General features: G+C 37.9%; 21 protein-coding genes. 7 read left to right on the top strand and 14 right to left on the bottom strand.

All coding sequences use genetic code 11. The annotated features are described in order from the left end of the window. Positions 1-3: 3 nt before the first annotated feature. The 5 genes from preA to H0184_RS20230 all read right to left on the bottom strand — a co-directional run bounded on the left by preA (position 4) and on the right by H0184_RS20230 (position 6,241). Positions 4-1,290 (bottom strand): NAD-dependent dihydropyrimidine dehydrogenase subunit PreA, encoded by a 1,287-nt coding sequence (gene preA, locus H0184_RS20250; protein WP_221827838.1) that lies wholly within the window; start codon positions 1,288-1,290, stop codon positions 4-6. 78 nt (positions 1,291-1,368) lie between these two features. Beyond that, complete coding sequence (locus H0184_RS20245; protein ID WP_260631694.1) at positions 1,369-2,733, bottom strand: NAD(P)-dependent oxidoreductase; 1,365 nt, start codon at positions 2,731-2,733, stop codon at positions 1,369-1,371. A gap of 515 nt (positions 2,734-3,248) precedes the next feature. Then, positions 3,249-3,926: an NAD-dependent epimerase/dehydratase family protein gene (locus H0184_RS20240; RefSeq protein ID WP_221827837.1), complete on the bottom strand. Its 678-nt coding sequence runs from the start codon at positions 3,924-3,926 to the stop codon at positions 3,249-3,251. A 187-nt stretch (positions 3,927-4,113) separates the two neighbouring features. Further along, the gene (locus H0184_RS20235) at positions 4,114-4,587 is read right to left on the bottom strand and encodes a branched-chain amino acid aminotransferase (protein ID WP_221827836.1); all 474 of its coding nucleotides are present in this window, start codon (positions 4,585-4,587) and stop codon (positions 4,114-4,116) included. Between the two features lie 124 nt (positions 4,588-4,711). Next, entirely contained in the window at positions 4,712-6,241 is a 1,530-nt protein-coding gene (locus H0184_RS20230) for a DHA2 family efflux MFS transporter permease subunit (protein WP_221827835.1), read from the bottom strand. Between the two features lie 186 nt (positions 6,242-6,427). On the opposite strand from H0184_RS20230, the gene H0184_RS20225 reads away from it, so the two are divergent. Then, positions 6,428-7,351, top strand: coding sequence for a TetR/AcrR family transcriptional regulator (locus H0184_RS20225; RefSeq protein WP_221827834.1), 924 nt, complete (start codon positions 6,428-6,430; stop codon positions 7,349-7,351). A gap of 147 nt (positions 7,352-7,498) precedes the next feature. Then, a complete protein-coding gene (locus tag H0184_RS20220) occupies positions 7,499-7,864 on the top strand; it encodes a hypothetical protein (RefSeq protein ID WP_221827833.1) in 366 nt (121 codons plus the stop codon). A gap of 59 nt (positions 7,865-7,923) precedes the next feature. Here the strand turns inward: H0184_RS20220 and H0184_RS20215 are convergent, their stop codons facing one another. After that, positions 7,924-8,793 carry a cation diffusion facilitator family transporter gene (locus tag H0184_RS20215; RefSeq protein WP_221827832.1) on the bottom strand — a complete coding sequence of 290 codons (870 nt, stop codon included), beginning with the start codon at positions 8,791-8,793 and terminating at the stop codon, positions 7,924-7,926. A 192-nt stretch (positions 8,794-8,985) separates the two neighbouring features. Here H0184_RS20215 and rluF point away from each other — a divergent pair, with 192 nt between their 5' ends. The 4 genes from rluF (at position 8,986) to H0184_RS20195 (ending at position 14,125) form a co-directional block, all read left to right on the top strand. After that, entirely contained in the window at positions 8,986-9,702 is a 717-nt protein-coding gene (gene rluF / locus H0184_RS20210) for a 23S rRNA pseudouridine(2604) synthase RluF (protein WP_221827831.1), read from the top strand. Positions 9,703-9,827: 125 nt separating this feature from the next. Further along, entirely contained in the window at positions 9,828-11,633 is a 1,806-nt protein-coding gene (gene pepF / locus H0184_RS20205) for an oligoendopeptidase F (RefSeq protein ID WP_221827830.1), read from the top strand. Between the two features lie 152 nt (positions 11,634-11,785). Next, complete coding sequence (locus H0184_RS20200; RefSeq protein WP_221827829.1) at positions 11,786-12,235, top strand: YndM family protein; 450 nt, start codon at positions 11,786-11,788, stop codon at positions 12,233-12,235. A gap of 189 nt (positions 12,236-12,424) precedes the next feature. Then, positions 12,425-14,125 carry a YwaF family protein gene (locus H0184_RS20195; protein WP_221827828.1) on the top strand — a complete coding sequence of 567 codons (1,701 nt, stop codon included), beginning with the start codon at positions 12,425-12,427 and terminating at the stop codon, positions 14,123-14,125. A gap of 54 nt (positions 14,126-14,179) precedes the next feature. Here H0184_RS20195 and H0184_RS20190 read toward each other — a convergent pair whose 3' ends face one another. From H0184_RS20190 to H0184_RS20175, 4 genes are all read right to left on the bottom strand, one after another. Next, the gene (locus H0184_RS20190; protein ID WP_221827938.1) at positions 14,180-15,013 is read right to left on the bottom strand and encodes an SDR family oxidoreductase; all 834 of its coding nucleotides are present in this window, start codon (positions 15,011-15,013) and stop codon (positions 14,180-14,182) included. Between the two features lie 230 nt (positions 15,014-15,243). Then, on the bottom strand, positions 15,244-16,290 hold the full coding sequence (locus tag H0184_RS20185) for a VanW family protein (protein ID WP_221827827.1): 1,047 nt from the start codon (positions 16,288-16,290) through the stop codon (positions 15,244-15,246). Between the two features lie 259 nt (positions 16,291-16,549). Further along, positions 16,550-17,113: a DNA-3-methyladenine glycosylase I gene (locus H0184_RS20180; RefSeq protein ID WP_221827826.1), complete on the bottom strand. Its 564-nt coding sequence runs from the start codon at positions 17,111-17,113 to the stop codon at positions 16,550-16,552. Between the two features lie 203 nt (positions 17,114-17,316). After that, complete coding sequence (locus H0184_RS20175) at positions 17,317-18,444, bottom strand: acyltransferase family protein (protein ID WP_221827825.1); 1,128 nt, start codon at positions 18,442-18,444, stop codon at positions 17,317-17,319. A 263-nt stretch (positions 18,445-18,707) separates the two neighbouring features. Here H0184_RS20175 and H0184_RS20170 point away from each other — a divergent pair, with 263 nt between their 5' ends. Further along, positions 18,708-19,118, top strand: a complete 411-nt coding sequence (locus H0184_RS20170; protein ID WP_221827936.1) for a CHRD domain-containing protein — start codon at positions 18,708-18,710, stop codon at positions 19,116-19,118. A 139-nt stretch (positions 19,119-19,257) separates the two neighbouring features. Here H0184_RS20170 and H0184_RS20165 read toward each other — a convergent pair whose 3' ends face one another. The 4 genes from H0184_RS20165 to H0184_RS20150 form a co-directional block, all read right to left on the bottom strand. After that, a complete protein-coding gene (locus tag H0184_RS20165) occupies positions 19,258-20,787 on the bottom strand; it encodes a DHA2 family efflux MFS transporter permease subunit (RefSeq protein ID WP_221827824.1) in 1,530 nt (509 codons plus the stop codon). A 254-nt stretch (positions 20,788-21,041) separates the two neighbouring features. Next, entirely contained in the window at positions 21,042-22,994 is a 1,953-nt protein-coding gene (locus H0184_RS20160) for a TRAP transporter permease (protein ID WP_221827823.1), read from the bottom strand. Then, positions 22,981-23,502 (bottom strand): DUF1850 domain-containing protein, encoded by a 522-nt coding sequence (locus tag H0184_RS20155; RefSeq protein WP_221827822.1) that lies wholly within the window; start codon positions 23,500-23,502, stop codon positions 22,981-22,983. The genes H0184_RS20160 and H0184_RS20155 overlap by 14 nt, the downstream gene beginning before the upstream one ends. 78 nt (positions 23,503-23,580) lie before the next feature. Then, positions 23,581-24,573, bottom strand: coding sequence for a TAXI family TRAP transporter solute-binding subunit (locus tag H0184_RS20150; protein WP_221827821.1), 993 nt, complete (start codon positions 24,571-24,573; stop codon positions 23,581-23,583). Positions 24,574-24,722 lie beyond the last annotated feature (149 nt).

Raw genomic sequence — 24,722 nt, 5'->3', positions numbered from 1 at the left:
TTCTTATTTGTTGCTATCAATCTTACATTCTGTTGTAAGACTCAAGACTTTCTGTCTTTCATTCCAGGTCATCGGAGGAAGTTCGCGATGGGCTTCTACCATATCAATAGCTCCATCTACTGGACAGACAATGGAACATAGATTACATCCAACACAATCCTCTTCCCTAACTTTTAAATAACTCAATCCGTTTTCGTCTGTTAACATATCAATACATTGATGAGAGGTATCCTCGCAGGCAATATGGCATTTGTTACAGTTGATACAAACATCATTATTGATTTTTGCAACGATATTGTAGTTAAGATCTAAGTTTCCCCAATCCGAATACCTCGGAACCGACTTTCCAATAATTTCGCTGACGGATTTTATACCCTTTGCATCTAAATAATGATTGAGTCCATCTATCATATCTTCCACAATACGGAAGCCGTGGTGCATGGCAGCCGTACAAATTTGCACACCGGTTGCCCCCATTAGCATGAATTCAACGGCATCCTGCCAGTTCGAGATCCCCCCGATTCCCGATATTGGGACATTAATATGGGCATGTCTTGCACACTCTGCCACCATGTTAAGTGCAATCGGTTTTACAGCAGGACCACAATAGCCGCCATGTGCTCCCTTCCCTGCAACATGTGGAATCGTATTCCAGGAATCAAGGTCTACTCCCATTAAACTATTAATTGTGTTTATCATACTGATAGCGTCTGCTCCGCCATTACATGCTGCTTCCGCAGTTGCGGTTATATCCGTAATGTTTGGAGTTAATTTGACAATAACAGGTGTTTTTGCTGCTTCCTTTACCCAATAAGTTTGACGTTCTACAAGCGAGGGTACTTGACCGGATGCAGAACCCATCCCGCGTTCCGCCATACCGTGCGGACAGCCAAAGTTTAACTCGAGACCATCCACTCCTACATCCTCCACTCGCTTAACAATTTCGTGCCATTTTTCTTGTTTAGGTTCCACCATTAATGATGCAATAATTGCGTGATTAGGGAATCTTTTTTTTGTTTCATATATTTCTTTTAGATTTACATCTAACGGCCGGTCGGTGATTAATTCAATATTATTGAACCCTGCCACACGTTGTCCGTTAAAACCGATGGCAGCAAACCTAGAAGATACATTCAAAATCGGGTCGCCTAGTGTCTTCCATACTGCTCCGCCCCACCCAGCATCAAAGGCTCTCTGTACCTGATAACCTGAATTGGTAGGAGGTGCTGAAGCAAGCCAAAATGGGTTAGGAGATTTTATTCCTGCAAGATTAATACGTAAATCAGCCATCTCAAATTCACCCCTTAATAATAAAACATCCTCTAATAATAGAAAACGCTTACACACTTATATTCTATTACACACAGATTACCTTCCTGTACTGACTGTGGTAAATTGCCTATGAATGCTGTAGGCAGCTAGTTTTCCTTGTTGTGCTGCAGTAACTACCATCGCGTCACCTTTACCCTTGCCAAAAACTACATCACCACATGCATAAATGTTAGGATTAGAAGTTTGATAGGTTTCTTTATTAACTTGTACCACTCCGTCATCATGTTGTAGTCCAAATTGTTCGATTAGTTCTAAATGCCTTGTTTGTCCGATTGCTTTGATAACTGCATCTACTGGTAAGACATATTCAGATCCTTCAATGGGTATAGGTCTCCTCCGGCCATCTTGGCCGGCATCTCCTAAATTCATCTTGATACATTCAATCCCTGTTACCTTCCCATGTTCATTTCCAATAATTCTTTTAGGTGCAGTTAACCAGCGAAATTCTACGCCGTCTTGTTTCGCAAATTCATATTCAAAATCATAGGCAGTCATTTCTTCTTCACTACGACGATATAAGATTTTTACATTTTCCGCACCTAACCGTACGGAACAGGTTGCACCATCAATCGCGGTATTTCCTGCACCAATGACAACGGCACGCTTTCCGACAAAATCCTTTGTTAAGCTTCCGCTTTTTGTACTTTTTACAAACTCAATAGCATCATATACTCCCTCAAGCTCTTCTCCTTCGATACCTAAATGAGGAACATGAGCCATACCAGCTGCTAAGACAATACAATCAAACCCCTTTAGTAAATCCTCTACAGACACATCCTTACCAACTCTTGTATTGGTTTTAATGGTTACATTGAGCCTTTCAACCTGTTCCACTTCCCAATACGAGATTGACTGTGGAAGACGGAATGAGACAATTCCGTAGGTATTTAATCCCCCAGCTTTATCTGCCGCTTCAAATATCGTTACTTCATACCCTAATCTTGCCAGCTCCCTGGCAGCTGAAAGTCCTGCAGGTCCTCCACCGACGATGGCAACAGATTTACCATTTGTTGTTCCTGGCTCGAATAGAGTTTGTTCATTTTTAATTGCCCAATCTGTTGAATGTCTCTGCAGCATTCCAATCATAATGGGTTTAGTAGAATGATTTAACACACACGCCCCTTCACACAGCTCCTCTGTTGGACACACTCTAGCGCAGCTTGCGCCAACGGGATTGGCAGACATGATTGTTTTCGCAGATCCCAGCATATTTCCTGAAGCAATTTTTTTAATAAATGTAGGAATATCAATGCCTGTTGGGCATGCCTTAATACAAGGAGCATCATAGCAATAAAGGCAGCGATTCGATTCTTCCCGCGCTTCTTGATTTGTAAGAGGACGTTCTACTTCTTGAAAGTTTCGTTCTAGATTGGTATAGCTGACCCGCTGTATTTTTTCCAATAAAAAACCCTCCTTTATCTAAAGTTATTTTACTGAAAATTCTGCATCTTGTTTTATTTTACAGGGCACAAAAATTCAATACATTATACAGCCTGTAAAACGATAGGCGTATTCTACTTACCAATATGTGAAATAGATTCTATAAAACATGTATGCGGACCTTATTGACTTGATGATGGTTTGAAGGGAATATCGATGAGTTTAGTAGTAATTAAATGAGTTTTATTCTTGTACAATTCTTAGTCTTTTACCAATTTATCACAGACAGGCAAAAAATTTTGTAAAAATACATCGAAACCCTATTTAATCTATTACATGGTTAAATGGATATTAATATGAACTAAAAACCAATGTTTCTAAGGTAAAAATAAAGTAAATCTACTTGCAGACTATCAAATAAGGAAAGATTTTCTTCCAAATAAATTCTCGACAATCATACACTTTTTTGCCGAATCAAAAAAAAGTGTACCAATAGCACACTTATTCGAATCCTTTTCAATTATTTAAAGCTTCTTTCAATCCGTGTACCCAGCCATTGAATCAATTTCATGTGAGAGATAGACATGATTTCCTTTTTTATTGGATTGAGCCATTACTGCCATTGCTGCAGCAACCTTCCTTGCATGTATTCCTCGGTAAGGAAGCAGTGGACCTATCATTAGCTTGTTTATCACACCGCTAGCTTTTTCTGCAATCTTCTCTCCCAATCGGAATTCCTCACGCTTCCCTAATAATAAAGAAGGTCTGAAAATATGAAGCGATGGCAGGTCTAAGCTTTTTAGTGTTACTTCTACATCTCCTTTTACTCGACTGTAAAAGAATAATGACTCAGGATCTGCCCCCATTGAACTTACAATTAGGAACTTTTCAGCACCATTTTCCTTTGCTAGTTTTGCAGCCTCAACAGGGTATTCGTAATCTACTTTACGAAAAGCCTCTTTAGTCTTAGCAACTTTTATGGTTGTGCCTAAACAACAGAATACATCTGTTACTTGAAATAAATCATGATATTTATTCAGTTCATCGAAGTCAACGATATGTACTTCACAAAAATCAGATTCAACTTCAATTGGTCTGCGGACCAACAAATGTACTCTTTGATACTCCCCATTTTCACTAATTTTTTTGACTAATTCTGTCCCTATTAGACCTGTAGCCCCGAGTACAAGTGCCGTTTTTTTAGTTAGATCCATAATATTAAGCATGCCCCTCTCAACTTTAAACAATCTCTTGAAGCAATTATACCATGCACTATAGGGTCAACTTAAAATTAGGCATAGAGAAATATACATAAGTGATCCAAGAAAGACAGATACTGCAAAATTAAAAACAGTACTTAGATTTAAGGTGAAATAAGTTAAGAAAACCAACCAGCTTTTTTCAGCTGGTTGGTTTTTTAATACTTTCAACTAATTGTGATAAGAATTGGTGTATTAACTTAAATGCCTCATTCAACGACATGTTCTCATTAAACCCCTCTACATAGTTAAAAGCAAAATTCAGATCCCAAAGCCCATCATCATGACTAAACATTAAATCAAATTTAGCTTCATCACCTTGTAAGGAAGTATTAAGCTGTTCCTTTAACACTTTCTCAAACTTCTTTTGAAGCTTTAAACCTAACATGACATCATATGTACCAAAAACATCATCCAGCTCTAGTGACACACCCTCAACACCAATTTGTTCAAAAAAGGTAGATTCCACATAAATAAATTCATTTTTATTCTCTTTTAGATAGGTAAGGGGCTGGTTTAAAAAATTTGATGACTCATTTGCGATCATCGTTTCTGTTTCTTTGCTGCACCGTTCAATATACGCATCAATAAAATTTGAGTTCAATTTGTTTTCCATTTGATTTCCTCCTGAAATAGCAATTCCACTTTTACTATAGAATGATTTTTAATTAAAAAGCAACTTTCATTCAATAAGAAAAAAAGTCTAAACTCTCAAAGAGTTTAGACATTAGTAATTCAAACTAGTTTTCCACAAGTTTATTTACTACTTTTTTCCCCGCTGGGTTTCCTTCAACATCATCTTCAGCTTGTTTCGCCCGTTTCATAAATAATGCAAGGACAAGCGCTACGGCAGCAATAAAGACAGATACGAAAAACGCAAAGTTGATTCCGTCTAATGTGGCACTCATCATGATTTGCTGCTCCATTTGAGCTAAAGTTTCTGGAGTTGGCTGTTCAGTTAATTTAGACATCGCGGCTTCACCAAGTTCTTTTGCCTTTGATTCTGCCCTGTTTGACATCACGGTTACCAAAAGAGCAGTACCAATAGCCCCAGATACTTGCTGAAGTGTGTTGTTCATGGCAGTACCATGCGGATAAAAACGTGCAGGTAATTGATTCAATCCATTCGTGGAAACAGGCATCATCACCATTGACATCCCGAACATACGGACGGAAAATAATAGCAGTAATTGAGTATACGTTGTCTCAAGTGTCAATTGACTAAAAAGGTAACTCGTAATCACGGTAATGACTAAACCAACTACCGCTAAAGCGCGTCCACCAAATTTGTCGAATAGTTTACCTGTAATAGGTGACATTAGTGCCATAATGAGTGCTCCTGGAAGCATCATTAGACCTGCATCAAAAGGAGTTATGCCTCGGACCGTTTGCACATAAATCGGCAGCAAGAGCATCCCTGAAAACATGGCCATTGTTATGACCATAGAGATAACTGATGATAAAGCAAACATCGGATACTTGAATATCTTATAATTAAGCATAGGCTTATCTTGTTTTAGTTGACGCAGGATGGAAAGAAGTAATGAGATAGCTCCGATCGCAATCGTTAAATAAACCTGTGGACTGTCCCAGCCTTGCTTTCCTGCTGAACTGAACCCATAAAGTAAACCGCCAAAACCAACGCTTGTAAGTAATACAGATACGAAATCAAGTTGAATATTTACTTTTTCTTTTTTATCCTTTAATAAGAAGAAACCAATTAATAGAACAATCACTGCAATTGGAGTTACAAAGTGGAATAACATTCTCCAGTCATAATGTTCAATTAACCAGCCAGATAATGTTGGTCCAATTGCCGGTGCCCCCATTAATACTAACCCAAAAATCCCCATTGCTGCTCCTCTTTTTTCAATAGGGAAACTTACAAGCATAACATTCATTAAAAGAGGCATCATAATCGCAGAACCTGATGCCTGCGTCATTCTGCCAGCTAATAATACCGGGAAAGCATGTGCAAATCCTGCAAGTATAGTTCCCGCCGTAAATAAGCCCATTGCAACCAAGAAAAGTTTTCGAACAGAATATTTTTGAATCAAAAACGCTGTAGTCGGTATAAGTACTCCATTTACTAACATAAACCCTGTCGTCAGCCATTGCACAGTAGAAGCATCAACTTCAAGATCCGCCATTATGGAAGGAAGTGCAATATTAAGTAATGTGTTATTTAAAAATGCAATAAAAGCCCCAATCATCAGGATTGAGATAATCCCGTATGGGGGACGTTTTGTTTCCGTTTTTTTATTTTCCATTGTTTATACCCCCTATAAACCACTTGTACACTTTTTTATACCCCTGTTTCATGCTTTATTAATAATATACCGACAGTTCTTTTTTTGCAATCAAAAAAACCTTAATTTATGGGGTTTGTAATGAACACCTATATCATGTAGTATATTTTTATACAGGTAGTATAATTCGGATTATAGGTGATAAGAATGAACGAACGTAAGCAGCACGTTATCAATAAGGCTCACCAATTATTTATTGAAAAAGGTTTTCAAGCTACATCGATTCAGGACATTTTAGACTATAGCGGTATTTCAAAAGGAACCTTTTACAAATATTTTTCATCAAAGAGTGAGTTATTAATTGCAATTTATAAAGCAAATTTTAAAAAACTCCAAAAGGAAAGAAATGATTTATTAATTGGGAAAAACCCATCAGATATCGAGGTCTTTATTAAACAATTAGAATTGCAAATGATTTCTAATAAAAAAAATAAGTTTGTTGCACTTTATGAGGAAGTAATGTCAACAAATGATGCAGACCTGAAACACTATATCCGTATCACACGGCTGCGTTCTCTTCGCTGGATGTTTAGCAGGTTTATTGATATATTCGGTGAAAAAAATAAACCATACTTATTAGATTGTGCAATTATGTTTCAAGGACTCCTGCAGAATAACCTCCAATATAATCGCTTGGCTACTGATTCTAATGAGAAAATTAGTAATGTAGTCAGATTTAGTGTGAATCGTCTAGTTAAATTGGTGGAAGAAGTAGCCGAAGCTGATGAACAATTGCACCCTCAAGAGCTTTTAGAAAAATGGCTGCCGGGTCCTCAGAAAAATAATCATGAATGGATTAGCCAATTTTATAAAATTATTAATTTAATGAGAAATTGCATCACAAAGCACTTTCACGATAAATACGACCAAGAAAAATATATTGAGCTGCTAGAGTTTATCCAAGAAGAAATCATGCATACTAGAGCACCCAGGAAATTCCTTATCGAAAGCGCCCTTCAAACACTGCAAAATAACCCTTTAGATATCTGGAAAAAAGAGCTTCTTCAGCTTACTCAGATCATCACTGCCTTTTTTCAACAATTGGAGGAAAATGGAGAAGATGAACACTAAATTAGACATTCTCATTATGGAATTTTTAAGACTGAGCGTTTGCCCATGCATTTCTAGGTAGTTTTACGTAAATTAGTATAAACATTGTATTGTTTTACTATTTTGAGGAGGAGCAGTTGATACTGCTTGCTGCAGGAGGTGCAAATAATGGGAAATTTCACAGCAGACAAGACTCATATCCCGGAGGAAAAAAGATCAATTTTTGATTCTTTTAAATTTTGGGGTCATAGGTCAAAGCATAGAAATTTTCTTAGCATAGATATTGAAACAGGTCCTAAAATGACAGAAATCGAAGATACTAAGGAACAAACTCCGGAATTAAGCCCATTAAGGCCAAAAGAAGAAGAAGAAGAAGAAGAAGATTTAACTCATGATAGCCCTAAAGTAAAAATAGATCGCTCAACACCTAGCCATATAAAAATTCAGGAGACGATTAGTGGTAATTACATTATCTCTAGAGGCTGGGATGGCAATAATATGCTAGAATATAAAATTCGCAGAAAAAATTACTAGAAGTGACAAAAAAGGAATGGGATAGTATACCTCCATTCCTTTTTGTTTTAAGTATGGTCTTATTTAGGTTCAATATGTACATGGACGTCATATACCTTATGTAATCTGATTAAATCCTCTTCAACTTTAGTGGCGATATCATGAGCCTTTTTTACATCCAATGTAGAATTAACGAGTATGACCACGTCAACAACTATGTTGTTACCGTAATTCCTCGCTTTAATTTCTTTGACCCCTTTAACTCCATTACATTTATTGATGGTATCTTTATAAATATCAATTTGCTTTTCGTCAAATCCATCCGTTAAATAGAGCGAAGCTTCTTTAAAAATGTCCCAGGCAGTTTTACATATGAGGAATCCTACTATTACAGCTGCTAAAGGGTCCAGCCATGGCAGACCAAACTGTGCACCAATAATCCCAATGAACGTACCCACACTTACCCAGGCATCCGAGAGATTATCCTTTGCCGCAGCCATAACTGATTGGCTGTTAATTTCTGTGGCCAGTTTTTTATTATATCGATAAACAAAGTACATAACGAAAGCACAAAATAGACCCGTCCAGGCGGAGATTACGTCCGGAGATTCCTTTTGTGCATAAAAAATACTAAAAATAGCGTCATATGCAACTTTTAATCCCACTGCCATCATGATAAAAGATGCAACCATGGATGCTACAGTTTCTGCTTTCCAGTGTCCGTAGGGATGGTCATCATCTGCAGGTCTTTGCGATAATTTAAGTCCAATTAAAACAGCAACTGAAGCTACAATATCGGTTACATTATTCAAGCCATCTGCTTTTAGTGCCTCTGAATTCCCTATATATCCAACGGCTAGTTTCAGCACGGACAAAATTAAATAGGCAATAATGCTTATAATAGCTCCGCGCTCTCCTCTTTTCAAATCCAAAAAACCTTGTTCTTCCATCAAATAAATCACCCACTTCTTTTCCCTATTTATATTATTGAACAAAAGTAACTAGTGGGTCTAGAGAAACCTTTTTCCCTTCTTTGAAATTTATAACAGGCATGAAAAAATGTTGGTTTAGGTAAACAACTTAACCTTGAAATTATGTTAGTAGTTAAGTATTCTAAGAACATATTCAATGAAATTAAGGATGTGTTTAACCTGAGATTAAATAAATTTATTTCCGAGTCTGGAAAAACCTCAAGGCGCGGTGCAGATAAATGGATAGAAGAAGGCAGAGTCACCATAAACGGGAAGTTAGCAAAGGTTGGCAGTCAAGTTGAGCCAGGTGATGTGGTCCGAGTAAATGGTGAAACCATAAGGGTAGCCAAAGAATATGTCTACATAGCTTTAAATAAACCGGTCGGAATCACAAGTACTACTGAAAAACATATCAAAGGCAACATCATTGATTTAGTCAATCACCCACTGCGTATTTTTAATATTGGAAGACTAGATAAAGATTCAGATGGGTTAATCCTCCTTACGAATGATGGAGATATTGTTAATGAAATACTTCGTGCAGAGAATAAGCATGAAAAAGAATATATAGTTACAGTGGATAGGCCGATAACTTCTGAGTTTTTAAAGAAGATGTCAGAGGGTGTACACATCTTAGATACAAAAACACTTCCATGTAAGGTAGAACAGCTTTCAAAGTTTGTTTTTAAGATTATTTTGACACAAGGATTAAATCGACAGATACGACGTATGTGTTCAGCACTTGGTTATTCGGTTGTTCGTCTCCAGCGAATTCGGATTATGAATATCCAATTAGGAAACCTGCCTGTTGGACAATGGAGAGATTTAACGAAGAAAGAAAAGAATCAATTATTTAGTGACTTAAATTATGAACCAAGGCAGTGGTAAAAAGGATGAGTCGAAACCTTACCGTTTCAACTCATCCTTTTTTGTTTATTTATTGTTGATTTAATATTCAAATAATATATGATATTACTTAGTATAGCGAAGGATTTTTTAGGAGGAGATACTAGATGGAAAAGACCGTTGAAAAAAGACTTTCCCGCTCAGAGGTTCCAGAGGAATTAACTTGGAATCTGGATGATTTATTTTTGTCAGTTCAAGCATGGGAAGCAGAACTTGCAGTGATTGAAAGCGTTGCTGCCAAGATGAAAGATTTTAAAGGTACGTTACATACTAGTTCTAATGCTTTATTAGATTGCTTACTCGCTCAAGAGCAACTATTGATGAAAATGGTAAAAGCAGCAACATATGTCAGCTTGAAGCAATCAGCTGATGGGACAGATCCTGTCAATCAGGCTAATTCAGCCAAATTAGCCGCTCTAAGAACAAGAATGACAACTGCATTATCATTCATTCATTCTGAAATCCTCGCACTTGAAGATGGTACCTTAGAAAAATACCTTCAAGAGAATACAGGACTTCAACCATTCAAAAAAGATTTGCACGAGCTGCTTGAAACGAAAAAACATCGGCTTTCCCCAGAAACGGAAGAAGTATTAGCCTCTTTGGCTGAAGTCCATGGTGCACCTTATACCATTTATAACATGGCTAAATTAGCAGACATGAACTTTGCCCCTATCGCTGATAGTGCGGGTAATGAATTACCTGTATCCTTTGCACTATTTGAAAACCGCTACGAGTTTTCTGCTGATACAGAATCACGCCGAGCAGCTTATGACTCTTTTGTTTCGACTCTCAAACAATATAAAAACACAATTGCAGCAGCCTATTCTGCTGAAGTAAAAAAACAAGTTACTCTTTCTCGTTTAAGAAACTATCAGTCAGTAGAAGAAATGCTGCTAGAACCACATCAGGTAACATTGGAAATGTACAATAACCAAATAAATATTATTTTTAAAGAGCTGGCACCACACATGCGCCGCTTTGCTAAGCTTAAGAAAAAGGCTTTAGGTCTTGATGTCATGAGGTTTTGCGATTTGAAAGCACCCTTAGACCCTGACTTTAATCCAGAGACAACCTATGAAGAGGCAAGTAACCTTATTTTGGAATCATTAAAGGTAATGGGACCAGAGTACAGTGAAATAATCGAAAAGGGCTTTAAAGAGCGATGGGTAGATCTTGCTGATAATATAGGGAAATCCACTGGGGCCTTCTGTTCAAGCCCATATGGAGCGCACCCTTACATTTTGGTTACTTGGCAGGACAATATGCGCGGCTGTTTTACCCTGGCACATGAATTCGGGCATGCAGGTCATTTTTACTTGGCGAATAAAAATCAAAGAATCATGAATGTTCGTCCATCTATGTATTTCATTGAAGCTCCATCCACCATGAATGAGCTTTTATTAGGACAGTACCTTTTAGCTAATAACAAAGACAAACAAATGAGGCGCTGGGTGGTCCTTCAGCTGCTTGGAACATATTATCATAACTTTGTCACCCATTTGTTAGAAGCTGAATACCAACGCAGAGTCTATGCATTAGCAGAAAGCGGAAATGCACTCACTGCTAATACGTTATCAGAAGTGACTAGAGCGGTGCTTTCAGAATTCTGGGGTGATACAGTGGAAATTGACGAAGGTGCAAGCTTAACCTGGATGCGTCAGCCTCATTATTACATGGGTTTATATCCATACACCTATTCTGCTGGATTGACAGCCTCGACTGCAGTGGCACAATTGATTCAGGAAGAAGGCCAGCCTGCTGTTGACCGCTGGTTAGAAGTACTTCGTGCCGGCGGAACCATGAAACCGCTTGAGCTATTAAAGCATGCAGGTGTAGATATGTCGACACCTGAACCGGTCCGTACAGCTGTAGCTTACGTCGGTTCATTAATTGATGAATTGGAAAAATAATATAGTAATAAAAAAGTGCCAGGTCCCCTCTCATTTTTTGAGCGGCGCCTGGCACTTTTTTATTCAATGCCTTGATGTAAATCTAGAAACAAGACTGGAATGTATAATAATAAAAAAATTATACACAATAATTTTCAAAGGAGGTGGATAAAATGAAACACATAAAAGCAATAGCCATTAAATTTGTTTCAAGTCTTGTCCTTTTGTCGATTATTCTAGGTTTATTCTTTGACATGGCATTTAGCAATATCTTACTTATCTCACTAGTACTTGGAGTGGCAGCCTATATTATTGGAGATCTGCTAATCTTACCAAGGACAAATAATACCGTAGCAACCCTTGCAGACTTTGGATTAGCGTTTCTCATTATTTGGTTAATGAGTGAAAACCTAACCTATGGAGACAATCATTTCTCCATGTCTCTAATTGCCGCACTTGGTGTCGCATTATTTGAATACATGTTCCATAAATATCTCGCAAGAAATATACTTCCTGACAGAGGCAGACAGCAAACAACAACCTTGCAGTACCAAACAGAAGCATCAGAAGAACTTACACCCGTAAGACCAGACGTAAGAACAGACACAGACAACAACGAATAACATCCAAGACGCACCATTCGCCAAGAATGGTGCCTTTTTATTTCCGGAATTCAGACTGTCCACTCCAGACGTACAGTTGTACACGAGTGGTGCCTGTCACCAAATAATAATTATTATTGAAACTTTCTTCCTATTTGCTCGTATATAAATAGACTTAGTTAAAAGTTTTATGATAAAGGGGAATTGGATATGGGGAATATATTTTTGTTTTCTTTGATTGTTGCTATTGTGTCTACTCTTATTCTTATACCGATTTATAGGGATGATAAGGCTAACGATACGAATAAGAAGAGTTCTAACGGAGCTGGAAGGTTAATTCCGGGAGCTATTATCGCTTTATTGGTTATATTGATTCCTACTGTTTTTGCTTACTATTATTTTACGAATTTTGATCGAAATCTCTCTTCTTTATGGGTTCATGCTATTGTTATTACTGCATTAGGTGCACTCATTTCTACTGGAATGGAAAGGAAAGTGAAGGCACTCCTCTTTGCAGCAAGTCTGGTCCTTGGAATTTACTTTCTCACAGCTTTTCTTTTTAATGCGGAAGAAAAGTATGAAATTGCACAAATGGATCAACAAGTTGAGATTAAGACCTTTGACGAGAAAGAAACACCTGCCAGTGTTCCACCAGAGTTTGCCCGTAATAAAATGAAAAAAGCTTTTGGTCAAGTTCCAAATACGAGCTATTATGAATTGGGGAATCTTCAAATTCAAAAGGTAAATGGCGATTATGTATATATCGCACCTGTTGAATTCTCTGGATTTTTCAAATGGTGGAAAGGAAAAGAAACACCTGGTTACTTTACTTTGAGTGCAACTGATTCTTCTGCCAACCCAAAATTCATCAAGTCAGAAATGATTTATACCCCTTCTTCTTTCTTTAACAAAGATATTGAACGACACATTCGTATGCAGTTTCCAAAACATATTTTCCACGGCGATGTTCAATTAGAGATTGCTGACGATGGGAAAGCCTACTACATCCGTTCATACGGAGGATTTATTTCAGCACGTAATGGTTTTGATGTTAAAGGTGTTGTGGTAGTAGATTCGAAAAATGGGGCTACAAAGTCTTATACCCTGGCAGAAGTTCCTGAATTCATTGATGGTGCAGTATCACCTGAGATTGTAAGCTTGCAAAATAGCTATTTCGGAAATTATATTCATGGGTTTTGGAATAGTCTCTTCGGAAAATCCGATGTGAAACTGCCTTCTGATGAAGGTACGGAGGCCAATGTGAGTCCAATTTTCGACCAAAACGGAGTTATGTATTATTTCACTGATTTTACAAGTCCTAAAGAAGGTGTCGATTCCATGCTAGGGTACTCGTTAACTAACTCACGGACTGGTGAAGCAACTTATTATACTGGGAACCCTGAAGAATCCTACATGGACTCACAAGGTGCTCTACAAATAATCGAAAAGAAATTTATTGAAAAGAAATGGCATGGTGAAATGCCTGTCATCTATAATTTCTATGGAGAAGCAAGCTGGCTGACACCTGTACTTGATTCGAATGGATTTTTACAGAATTACTTTATCGTATCAGCAGCAAATCCTGAAATTTCAGTATTTGGGGTTACTCCAAACGAAGCACTAAAGCAATATAAAACCGCACTCCAACGAGGCGGAGGGTCAGTGGATGGCAGTTCGAAGGCGGATGAAAAACAAATAACCGGAACCGTTCTCCGTGTGTACAAGGAGAAAACTGGTGATTTCACGGTTGTTTCATTCCTATTAGACAATAAGAAAAGCTATATCCTATCCTCAGAAAAGGAACCATTGATCATTTATCTAAAAGAAGGAGACAATGTAAATGTCACCTATTTGGATACAGATGAAGACTTCCTCCCTGCTAAAGAACTTACGATTGAGGGCTTAGAATAAAATAGAAAAACACGATGAACGAGAAGATTATCGTGTTTTTTCTTGTCCGAAATATCATAAAAGTGACTCAGCACCATCAATGTAAATTTCTGTTCCTGTAATATGATTGGATTGTTTGGAAGCCAAAAATAACACGAGTTCAGCGACTTGTTCAGGCTTACCTGCCTGGTGTTCAAGGGGTTGACTTCCTTCAGGATAGATAATGGGTATCTCAATTTCCTTTATCTCTTCTTTTTCTTTCCATGTATTTTCCCCGATATGTGTTTCGATGGCACCTGGACAAATAATATTTACCCGTATGTGATACTTGGCTAATTCAAGAGCTGCCATTTTTCCAAATCCCATTTGGCCAATTTTTGAAGTACTGTAGGCTGACATTCCAAAACCTCTATATTTACGATTTCCATTAATGGAACTCGTGATAATCACGCTTCCGCCTTTTTCTTTCATGTAAGGTATAGCATATTTAATGGTTAAAAATGTACTCCGCAAATTATTAGAAATGGTTAGGTCCCAATCGTCAGGTGAAAGGTCTTCAATGGGGGCGACTACACCATTAATTCCAGCGTTAGCAAATACAATATCAAGTCCTCCCCATTTCTCTATTACAAGCTTATAACTTTTTTTCATATCCTCTACAGAAGATACATTTGCTTCCACTATAAGAGCTTCGCTCCCATTTTCCTCAATCAACTGTTTAACCTCTTTGCAGTTTTCAGGGTGCAAATCAACTAATGCCACTTTTGCCCCATTTTCAGCTAACTTAAGTGCTGCAGCGCGGCCAATTCCTGAACCTGCACCAGTGATGAATGCTACTTGTCCTTGTAATATTTCCAATGCTTCGAACCCCCTTTTTGACCTTATATTCCCCTTTTCCCCACTACCCATTCGTGGAACAGTGACCTTTTTTGCCAAGGCCAGCAGTTCGTATAATAGTTTAGGACCTAGAAAGAGAAAAATTCCATACAAAAAGCACCATCCATAAAAAGACGGTGCATGTTAATTCACATAATTTCGTATTCTATTTTTCCTTTTGCGGGATGATTAACACTGGAATTATTAAGAAAGCAGAAAAGACGTGTGGGAAGATCAAATCACACGTCTTTTCTGCTCTACATTTAACGCTTTTGAAGTAAGGCTTGATAAGCCGCTGAAGTTCTCATCTCAACGGTTAAAGTACCATTCGGATTATAAATGGCTTTAATCAATAACGGCACACCTGCCGTATTTTTAAATTGAAAGTCTTTTCCGCCAAATGAAACTGTTGCATCACGCCCTGCAGGTACATACCCCACTGTCAGAGAATGATGGTGCCATTCCACATATTCAACAGCTAGTTGATCAATAGCATTAAACAAGGTAGAGGATGTTTGACAAATACCACCGCCAATTCCCATCACCAATTGCTTATTTACTATTTCTTGTGCTGGCTGGTAACCATGTGCTTCGTCACTCGGTCCGACCGTATGATTAAAGGAGAAAATATCTCCTGTACCAACAATGACATTATCGATTGCCAGTGCTGATAGCTCAATATTTTTATTTCTCCCTGTTACACTAGGATTAAATTTGGTTGTATAAGCTGCAACCACTACTTCAGACAAATGAGCTGCATCTTCAGGCTTATAGCCGCTCTCTGTTACATAAATTGGTAGAAATACATCCCCGCCCTTGGCCGAGGCTTCCATTACTTTCGTAACAAGTTCTGCCTCTTCAAGGACAACTCTCGGTTTACCTTTGATAACCTGCCCATTTGCGTCAATTTTATCAAGTATCATCTTTGAGTCGTAACCAGGTGTCGTTTCTGTTCCCCTTGCTATTTCCTTAGCCCATTGCTCGAGCTCCTGCTTATATTTTTCATTATCAGTTCCAAAACCCATATCCACTGGTATCAGGGATCTAACAATGTTTTTTGTACCAGGGTCAATTACATTTACCACTTTTGGCTTTTTAGCCTCTTCTTCTGCTTTTCTTTTTGCTTCCGCTTCTTCCGCAGCCTTCCTTGCAGCTTCTTCTGCGGCTTTTTGTTCTTCAAGTTTCTTTTCAAGTTCTGTTACTTTGTTCTCAAGCTCTGCTTCCTCGCCATTTGTTTTCTCCGCACACCCAGTCAACCCTATTAAACTGCCAATTAGTATGAATGAAATCACCCAGGTCCGTATAGACATTTACCTTCGTCTCCTCTGTCTCCAAAATCTCGTTTAGCCCAAACGAACACTTCCGAATATTCAGAAAGAGAATTCCGCTCTCATTCTCTTAATCTATTCCACCTTTTGTCACATAATTCCTGCAAAATCCCTGCGATTAATTCCTTAAATTGGATATACTTATTTGACGGTTATTATCCAAAATGGTTTCAAGAAATTAACGAAAAATCTCACAGGAATTTCAAATCGATGAAAATGACATCAAACGAGTTTAGGTACTTTATACCGAAGGACGATTGTAACAAAAACAGGATTCAACGTGATCATTTACCATCCCTGTCGCCTGCATAAAGGCATAACAAATCGTTGGCCCGACAAACTTAAAACCGCGCTTTTTCAAATCCTTACTTAACACATCACTAGTATTCGTTGTAGCTGGAACCTCTGATATATCTTTATAATGATTCTTTATCGGTTTGCCTTCTACAAAAGACCAAATATACTTACTGAATGATCCGAACTCCTCAACTACTTTCAAAAAGGCTCTCGCATTCGTAATGACTGCATTTATCTTTAGTTTATTTCTAACGATTCCTTCATTCTGCAAAAGTTCTGTCATTTTCTTTTCATCATAGGAAATGATGATAGCGGGATCAAAATGATCAAATGCCTTCCGATAATTTTCTCTTTTTTTCAATATTGTGTACCAGTTTAAGCCTGCTTGGGCTCCTTCCAAGTTCAAATACTCAAATAACAATATATCATCATACACTGGCACACCCCACTCATGATCATGATATTCAATATAAAGTGGATCTGAATTCACCCAACCGCATCTTTTCATTTCATAATTACCTCCATATTTTCTCTTATTAATCAAACTTATCTTTTTCCACCATATTAATCAATATTTAACAAAAAAACAGCCATCGTAGGATGACTGATTTCATTTAATTATGATTTTAACACTCGGCAGATATTTTCCGCTGCGCATGCTAAATTGGCTTCCCCGGATACACCCCTTACAATCAATTAAAGAAATGTTCTCTAAATCTTAACATTTGGTTTGTGATACATCCGTTCTTCCCTTATGCCCTTCATCCCAAATAGAATTCTAATAAATGAAATTCTTGAAATCATAAAATGGTAAATACCTATAATAATTATGAAGGCTATCGTTAGAAGAAAGACAAGTTTTACTGGAATTGACCAATCAACATCTGCAATTATAAAACCTAATGTAACAATTACCGGCTGATGGAGTACATAAAAGGGCATAGATGCTTGGTTCCCATACTGTAGCAATTTATTTGAAAAAGATAGCTTTTTGTTAGCCAAGGCAAAAATAACTAGCAGCCAGCTCCAGCAGTTTAGAGCTTTAACACAAGCTAGGAGGAATGATAGTCTATTACCCGCTGCATGCATTCCTGTCATGAATTCATACACAAAAAATACAGTGGTAAGAACGGATAGTGCCAACGTAATAGGCAGCAGTTTTTGAACCAAAGACTTAAAGGAAGCTTTTGAGAAGAAAAAATATCCATATAGAAAAATGATTAGATAAATACTAATATCCCAGCCTCCAAGGTTTACCACATCCACAAGAATGATGAGGAACATTAACGGAATAAATATAGAAAAAAGCTGTAATGGTTTTAACTCCTTTGAACTAGTAGGTTTCCATTTTAGAAAAAGAGGCAGCGTAATGGTGCTAAAGACCAATAGAACCAAAAGATACCATAAATGCAAACCAACAAATGCAAAGTTTCCTGACCCACCTATATCGAGATAAACTCCATCAAAATAGTGAGGATACCAGTCAAAAAACGATCCGGAAAACTGCCCATGACTGACCCGCTCCATATAGATTTGAGGAGGAGTTAGTATCATGACCCCAAATAATAGGGGAATCCCTAGTCGTGCAAGCCTCTCTTTAATATATTGGCTCCCCGTTCTCTTCTGTAGAGCGTAGTACGAATTGATTCCCGATACTGCGAAAAAAATTGGCATCAACCAGCCACTCATAAATAAAGAAATGGCCGTGATGAAAGTCGGGTCAGTCTCATTATTCTTAACATGCCAGGCCCATGGATTAAAAAACATAAAACAATGGTAAATAAAAACGGCTATTGTAGCTAAAACACGAATCCAATCTAAATCATATTGTCTTTTCATTTATAGTTTTTTTCTCCTTAATAATAGAAAACACTTAAGAACCGGTACTATTTTACTACATAGATATAAAATAAAATGTCGAAATATGGAATCTATGCTAAATTACCAGTCCTATTTAAATCTAAAATAAAGAAAGCGAAAAAAATTTTTATGTAGAGGCAATGGTTTCAATACCTTAGGACATTCGTACAAGCAATTAATCCTCTAAAAAATATGATACATAAATTATGTTTTTCTGGAGGATATATATGGAAAATAATCAACTGTTTTTTGCGATATTAGAAGGTTCAGAAGAGGTTCCACCGGTTCGAACAGATGCTTTTGGGTTTGCAAAATTTAAAGTTAGCAGAGATGAAAGAAGGATTGGATATCGCCTAACTGTAAATAATCTTGATAATTTTACTCAGGCTCATATTCATTTAGGGAGAAGAGGTGTAAACGGTCCTGTTGTCGTCTTTCTATTTGGTCCAGCTGACCCTGGTATAAGTGTAAATAAAGGAGTCGTTGAAGGAATCATTACAGCAGATGATCTTGTTGGTCCCCTAATGGGACAATCACTCTCAGATTTAATAGAACTTATGAGAGATGGTAAAACATATGTCAATGCCCATACTGTCCAAAATCCTGACGGAGAAATCCGCGGACAAATCAAACAGTTTAACAACCATTGCTAATAAAACAGGAATAATAGCAAACAGCCATCAAAAGATGGCTGTTCGTATTTTATATTAATCTAATATTATTCGGCAAGGTAACAGATGTTAGGATATTGTTCTCTTTTACAGTGCCAGCAGCATATGACGTTCTAGTCCGTTAAGTCTTGGCTAATTTGTTTACTACTTGCTTACTAAAAGGAGTCTCATCCAGTTTTTCTTCTTCAGGTTTAGCTCGTTTAATAAAGAAAGCTAGAACCAAGGCTGCGCCAATAATGATGGCTGATATAAAGAAGGTAAAGTTAATTCCTTCTAACATGGCTTCCAAAGCAATTTGTTGTTGCATTTCCGCGATTGCTGCTTCTGTTGGCGGCACGGTCATTTTTTGCATGGCAGATTCAGTAAGTTCCTTTCCATACGCTGCTGACCGATTAGACATAAGAGTAATCAATAACCCTGTACCGATAGCAGCTGATACCTGCTGCATGGTATTGTTCATCGCCGTACCATGGGGATAAAAACGCGGCGGCAATTGATTCAATCCATTAGTCGACACAGGCATAAATACCATTGACATTCCAAACATACGAATAGCATGTAAAAAAACCATATACATGTAGGTCGTTTCAAACGATAACATGCTGAATAAATAGGTAGTAACGGTCGTTATGAACAAACCTGTAATAGCTAATATACGACCGCCAAATTTGTCAAATAATCTTCCGGTAACGGGTGACATGAAAGCATTCACGAGGGCTCCTGGCAATAACATCAATCCTGCATCCAATGGAGAAATCCCGCGTATGGTTTGAACATAGATAGGGAGAAGCAGGAAACCTGAAAACATGGCAATATTTACTATCATCGAAATAGCCGATGAAAGAGCAAACATGTTATATTTAAAAACCCTAAAATTCAGCATTGGCCGCTCTTGCTTCAATTGGCGTAAGATAAACCAAACCAACGAAACAACCCCAATGATAATGGTTAAATAAACCTGCGGGCTGTCCCATCCTTTACTTCCAGCGGAACTAAATCCATACAGCAAACCACCAAAACCGATACTTGACAGCAATAGCGAAAAGAAATCTAGCTTGAGATCCACTTTCTCTTTTTTATCTTTTAGTTTCAAAAAGCCTATAAAAAGAATAATCGCTGCAATTGGTGTAACAAAATGGAATAACATTCTCCAATCATAGTGTTCAATAATCCAGCCAGACAAAGTTGGACCAATTGCTGGTGCAAACATAAGAATGAGCCCGAATACACCCATTGCGGCTCCTCTTTTCTCAATCGGAAAACTAACTAACATGACGTTCATTAAAAGCGGCATCATAATGGCAGATCCAGAAGCCTGTACCATTCTAGCTGTTAATAACAAAGGAAAGTGGTGTGCAATGCCTGCGATAATGGTACCCGCTGTAAATAGCCCCATAGCGACTAAGAATAATCGCCGGACTGTATATTTTTGGATTAGAAAGGCTGTAGTCGGAATCATAATCCCGTTGACAAGCATAAATCCGGTAGTCAGCCACTGAACCGTAGCTGTATCAACATTTAAATCCTTCATAATAGAAGGTAATGCTACATTTAATAAAGTATTATTAAGAAATGCAATAAATGCCCCAATCATTATTACAGCGATAATACCATATGGCGGCCTTTCAGTCTTATTTATGGATTGTTCCATTCGTACGTCTCCCCCTGATGAAGTCTAGAAAGCATAGTTACAACTAAGAACCCATTAATCAATACTTGATTCAAATAGGTAATTTCCTTTTTATTTAGTATGTACATAAGTTATAAAAAGCAATTATTATTGCCATTAACGTATCTCCCCTTTTTAGTAAAAATGGTAACTTTGTCAATTCAATCGTTATGTAAGAAAATCTTAATAAATAAATTCGAGACTTCACAAATATGAAGTCCCGAATATTTCAATATTCAATTTTGAACTTTTGGAATACGATCCCGTTTATATAAATATTGCAAGGCAAGTAAAAAAGCAAACAATACTAACCCGACGATATCAGATATGTTTTCCGGATAGATTAAACATAATCCTGCTCCAAGAGAAACAATCCTCTCAATCCAGTTCAACTTTCGCATCCAAAACCCTATAACCCCTGCACTAATGGCAATCATACCCGTTAAAGCGGTAAACACCACCCATATCAAATACGTCCAAGTGGTATCAATCATCAGCAATTCTGGCGACAAAACAAACATATACGGGATGATAAAGGCGGAAATCGCGAGTTTTGTTGATTCCACACCGGTTCGAAATGGCTCCCCTCCAGATATAGCTGCGGCGGCAAATGCTGCAAGAGCCACTGGAGGAGTTATATCGGCCACAATTCCAAAATAAAACACAAACAAGTGAGCTGATAAATCCGGAACTCCTAATAAAATGATTGCCGGTGCTGCAATTGTAGAGGTAATGACATAATTAGCCGTCGTTGGAGATCCCATCCCTAATATTAAGGAAGCAATCATGGTCAAGAATAAGGTCGGCAGTAATGCTCCTCCTGCAAAATCGAGCAGCCCATTTGCCATTTTCAATCCCAGCCCTGTTTTTGTAACAACGCCAACAATGATACCTGCAGCCGCACAAGCGGCCGCAACACCTAATGCCGATCTGGCCCCGTCTACCAAGGCATCAATGATTCCTTTAAAACCAATTCTTGTATTTTTCTTTATCGCACTTACAACAACTGTTATGACAATTGACCAAAGTGCAGCACGAATGACACTCATTCCTGAACTTAACAAAAGAACTATGGCAATAATAGGGAGTAATAAATAGAGTTTTCCAAGAACTTCTCTCCTGTTTGGCATTTCTTCTTTTGTTAACCCGCGAAGACCAATCCGCTTTGCTTCAAAATGTGTCATAATCCAAATACCTGCAAAATATAGAAATGCAGGAATAGCTGCAGCTTTGGCTATCTCCCAGTAACTGATTCCCCCGATGAATTCAACCATTAAGAAAGCTGCTGCTCCCATAATTGGCGGCATTAACTGTCCTCCAGTAGAAGAAGACGCTTCAACTGCACCAGCAAACTCCTTTTTATAACCAAGATTTTTCATCATCGGTATCGTAAAGGCACCAGATGTCACTACATTTGCAACCGAACTGCCGCTAATCGTCCCCTGCAACGCACTTGAAAAAACAGCCACCTTTGCAGGACCGCCGACACTCCTTCCGGCAATAGCAATGGAAAGGTCGTTAAAATATTCCCCAACCCCTGTTTTGATTAGGAAAGATCCAAATAGTAAGAAGAGAAAAATAAAAGTGGAGGATACACCAATCGGTGTACCTAGGATTCCTTCTGTTGTATAAAACATCGTCTGCACGAGTCGGTCTAATTCTAGACCTCTATGCGCGATAACACTCGGCATATACGGTCCAAATACTGCATAGCCCATAAAAACAATTGCAATGATGGTGATTGGCAGCCCAACCGTCCTGCGGGTTGCCTCTAATACCAGTAAAATAGCCGCAAGCCCCACAAAAAAGTCAAAACTAGTAATATTTCCGGTTCTTAAAACCAATTCATCAATCATAACCGGCCAATAGGCACCTACAAGAACAGAAATACAAGCCAAGATGATATCATACCAAGCCACCTTATATTCTTTTCCTCTGTTCTTCCTTTGTGCTGGAAATAATAAAAATATAAGGGCAAGTGCAAATCCCAAATGAATAGAGCGTTGGAGCTGTGCAGTTAACATTCCAAATATACCTGTATATAAATGGAATAAAGAAAAAGCAAGTAAGCCTCCAAAAACAATCCAGCCCGCAGCTCCTGCCAGTTTTCTTGTTCCTGCCTCCGGATCATATTTTTCCAAAAGCTCCTGCTGTTTTGCTTCAGACAAGGCTGAATCATATTGACTCAAGGATATTCACTCCTTTCCATAGATCAAAATAGTTCAATTTACGTATTTCCACTTTTAGAGATGTACCTGGTTCAAACGTTCGTGATAAAGGGAATTCCTTGTTGTTATAAATCAGTCTATGATTGGCAATAACCTGTCCGATTCGTATATGAAAGAAAGGGAAAATCCGTTTCATATTTTTGATATAGTAACTGCCATTTATCTGCTGAAAAGTTTCTCCCTCTTCAGCATTGGAAGGCATCCCAATAGCAAAGTCCTCATACATCAGTTCATATTGTTGGAGTTTTTGACTGGGAGTAATTTTATAGCTTTCAACTACATCCGATAAATGAATGGAGTGGGTATATTTAATTTGAAAGGTTTTTTCATCTTTTACCTGAATGTAGGCAAGTTTTTCTTTGGTATAGTTCGGTTGGAAGACTATCGCTGGGTGTTGTGGTATAAATGCCAAGAAAATAAAAGCCATAATAAAGATGGATAGACTTAGGAAAATTTGAAGTTTACGCATTGCCCCCTCCTATTCAATAGAAAAGGAAGCCGACTCAATCAACCTCAGCCGGCCAAAAATTAACGTAATTGTTTTTATTTATTCTGCTTTGACGCCTTTTTCATCAAAGTATTTCTGTGCACCAGGATGGACATCAATTCCCACACCATTTAACGCATTTTCAACCTTGATTAATTTTCCTTTTGCATGTGTCACTTTATCAAGATTTTCAAAGATGGCCTTGGTAATGTCATAAACAACAGCCTCCGAAAGATCACTGCTAGCTACTAACATCGCTTGAACGGCAACGGTTGTAACCGCAGCCTCCAATCCATATGTGCCTGAAGGTATCTCTTCCTTTACATAGAATGGATACTTTTCGATAAGGCTATCGATTTTGTCTTGTTCAATAGGAACAATTACTACATCCTCTGTTGCCCCAAGACTTTCAACCGCCCCTGTAGGTGTACCCGCTGTGACAAACGCAGCATCAATCGTACCATCCTGAATTCCTTGTGTGGATTCATCGAATGATAAATCTTGTTTCTCGATATCATCAAATGTCATTCCGTGGACTTCTAGAATTTGCTCAGCATTTGCTACTGTTCCAGACCCTGGTGCACCTACGGAAACCTTTTTACCTTTTAAATCTTCAACTGTAGAAATCCCAGATTCCTTTGTAGTAACTATTTGAATGGTTTCTGGATATAACGTAGCAATCGCCTTTACATTGTCAACTTTATTATTTTCAAACATTAATTTTCCGTCCACAGCGTACGAAGCAATGTCTGTCTGGGAAAAAGCAACTTCAGCATCGCCATTTTTAATTGTGGTCATGTTCTCAGCAGAAGCACCGCTTGTTTCCGCATTCGTGTCAATTCCTGTTTCATCTTTAATAATCTCTGCAAAGGAGCCGCCTAACGGGTAGTAAGTTCCACCTGTACCACCTGTTAATATACTAATAAATTCTGGTTTTTCTTCTTTATCATTTGCAGGCTTTTCAACTCCCTCTTCTTTGTTCCCGCATGCTGCGAGAATCATAGATAGCGTTAAGAGAAAGACCATAGAAAGATAGAACTTTTTCTTTTTCATAAAATTTCCCCCTTTTTTGTAAATACATCCATCACTCAATACTTATTAATTAATAGTTGTAAACTTGTCAATTTTAATTATATTAGTTCTTTAGACCTATAACAAAAAAAAAAAGAAAACCTTCCCATAAGAGAAGGTTAGAATACTAT

This window comes from Neobacillus niacini (assembly GCF_019749295.1).
In the GTDB taxonomy this organism is placed as follows: domain Bacteria; phylum Bacillota; class Bacilli; order Bacillales; family Cytobacillaceae; genus Neobacillus; species Neobacillus niacini_D.
Note: the sequence above shows the minus strand (reverse complement) of the source record. Positions and strands in the feature narration are given on the sequence as shown.

Excerpts from the sequence above, each read along its gene's own strand:
- H0184_RS20220 (WP_221827833.1), top strand. The coding sequence starts at position 7,499 with ATGGGAAATTTCACAGCAGACAAGACTCATATCCCGGAGGAAAAAAGA.
- H0184_RS20150 (WP_221827821.1), bottom strand. The coding sequence starts at position 24,573 with ATGAAAAAGAAAAAGTTCTATCTTTCTATGGTCTTTCTCTTAACGCTA.
- pepF (WP_221827830.1), top strand. The coding sequence starts at position 9,828 with ATGGAAAAGACCGTTGAAAAAAGACTTTCCCGCTCAGAGGTTCCAGAG.
- H0184_RS20155 (WP_221827822.1), bottom strand. The coding sequence starts at position 23,502 with ATGCGTAAACTTCAAATTTTCCTAAGTCTATCCATCTTTATTATGGCT.
- H0184_RS20225 (WP_221827834.1), top strand. The coding sequence starts at position 6,428 with ATGAACGAACGTAAGCAGCACGTTATCAATAAGGCTCACCAATTATTT.
- H0184_RS20235 (WP_221827836.1), bottom strand. The coding sequence starts at position 4,587 with ATGGAAAACAAATTGAACTCAAATTTTATTGATGCGTATATTGAACGG.
- preA (WP_221827838.1), bottom strand. The coding sequence starts at position 1,290 with ATGGCTGATTTACGTATTAATCTTGCAGGAATAAAATCTCCTAACCCA.
- H0184_RS20195 (WP_221827828.1), top strand. The coding sequence starts at position 12,425 with ATGGGGAATATATTTTTGTTTTCTTTGATTGTTGCTATTGTGTCTACT.
- H0184_RS20165 (WP_221827824.1), bottom strand. The coding sequence starts at position 20,787 with ATGGAACAATCCATAAATAAGACTGAAAGGCCGCCATATGGTATTATC.
- H0184_RS20240 (WP_221827837.1), bottom strand. The coding sequence starts at position 3,926 with ATGGATCTAACTAAAAAAACGGCACTTGTACTCGGGGCTACAGGTCTA.
- H0184_RS20180 (WP_221827826.1), bottom strand. The coding sequence starts at position 17,113 with ATGAAAAGATGCGGTTGGGTGAATTCAGATCCACTTTATATTGAATAT.
- H0184_RS20185 (WP_221827827.1), bottom strand. The coding sequence starts at position 16,290 with ATGTCTATACGGACCTGGGTGATTTCATTCATACTAATTGGCAGTTTA.
- H0184_RS20200 (WP_221827829.1), top strand. The coding sequence starts at position 11,786 with ATGAAACACATAAAAGCAATAGCCATTAAATTTGTTTCAAGTCTTGTC.
- H0184_RS20190 (WP_221827938.1), bottom strand. The coding sequence starts at position 15,013 with ATGGGTAGTGGGGAAAAGGGGAATATAAGGTCAAAAAGGGGGTTCGAA.
- H0184_RS20175 (WP_221827825.1), bottom strand. The coding sequence starts at position 18,444 with ATGAAAAGACAATATGATTTAGATTGGATTCGTGTTTTAGCTACAATA.
- H0184_RS20215 (WP_221827832.1), bottom strand. The coding sequence starts at position 8,793 with ATGGAAGAACAAGGTTTTTTGGATTTGAAAAGAGGAGAGCGCGGAGCT.
- H0184_RS20230 (WP_221827835.1), bottom strand. The coding sequence starts at position 6,241 with ATGGAAAATAAAAAAACGGAAACAAAACGTCCCCCATACGGGATTATC.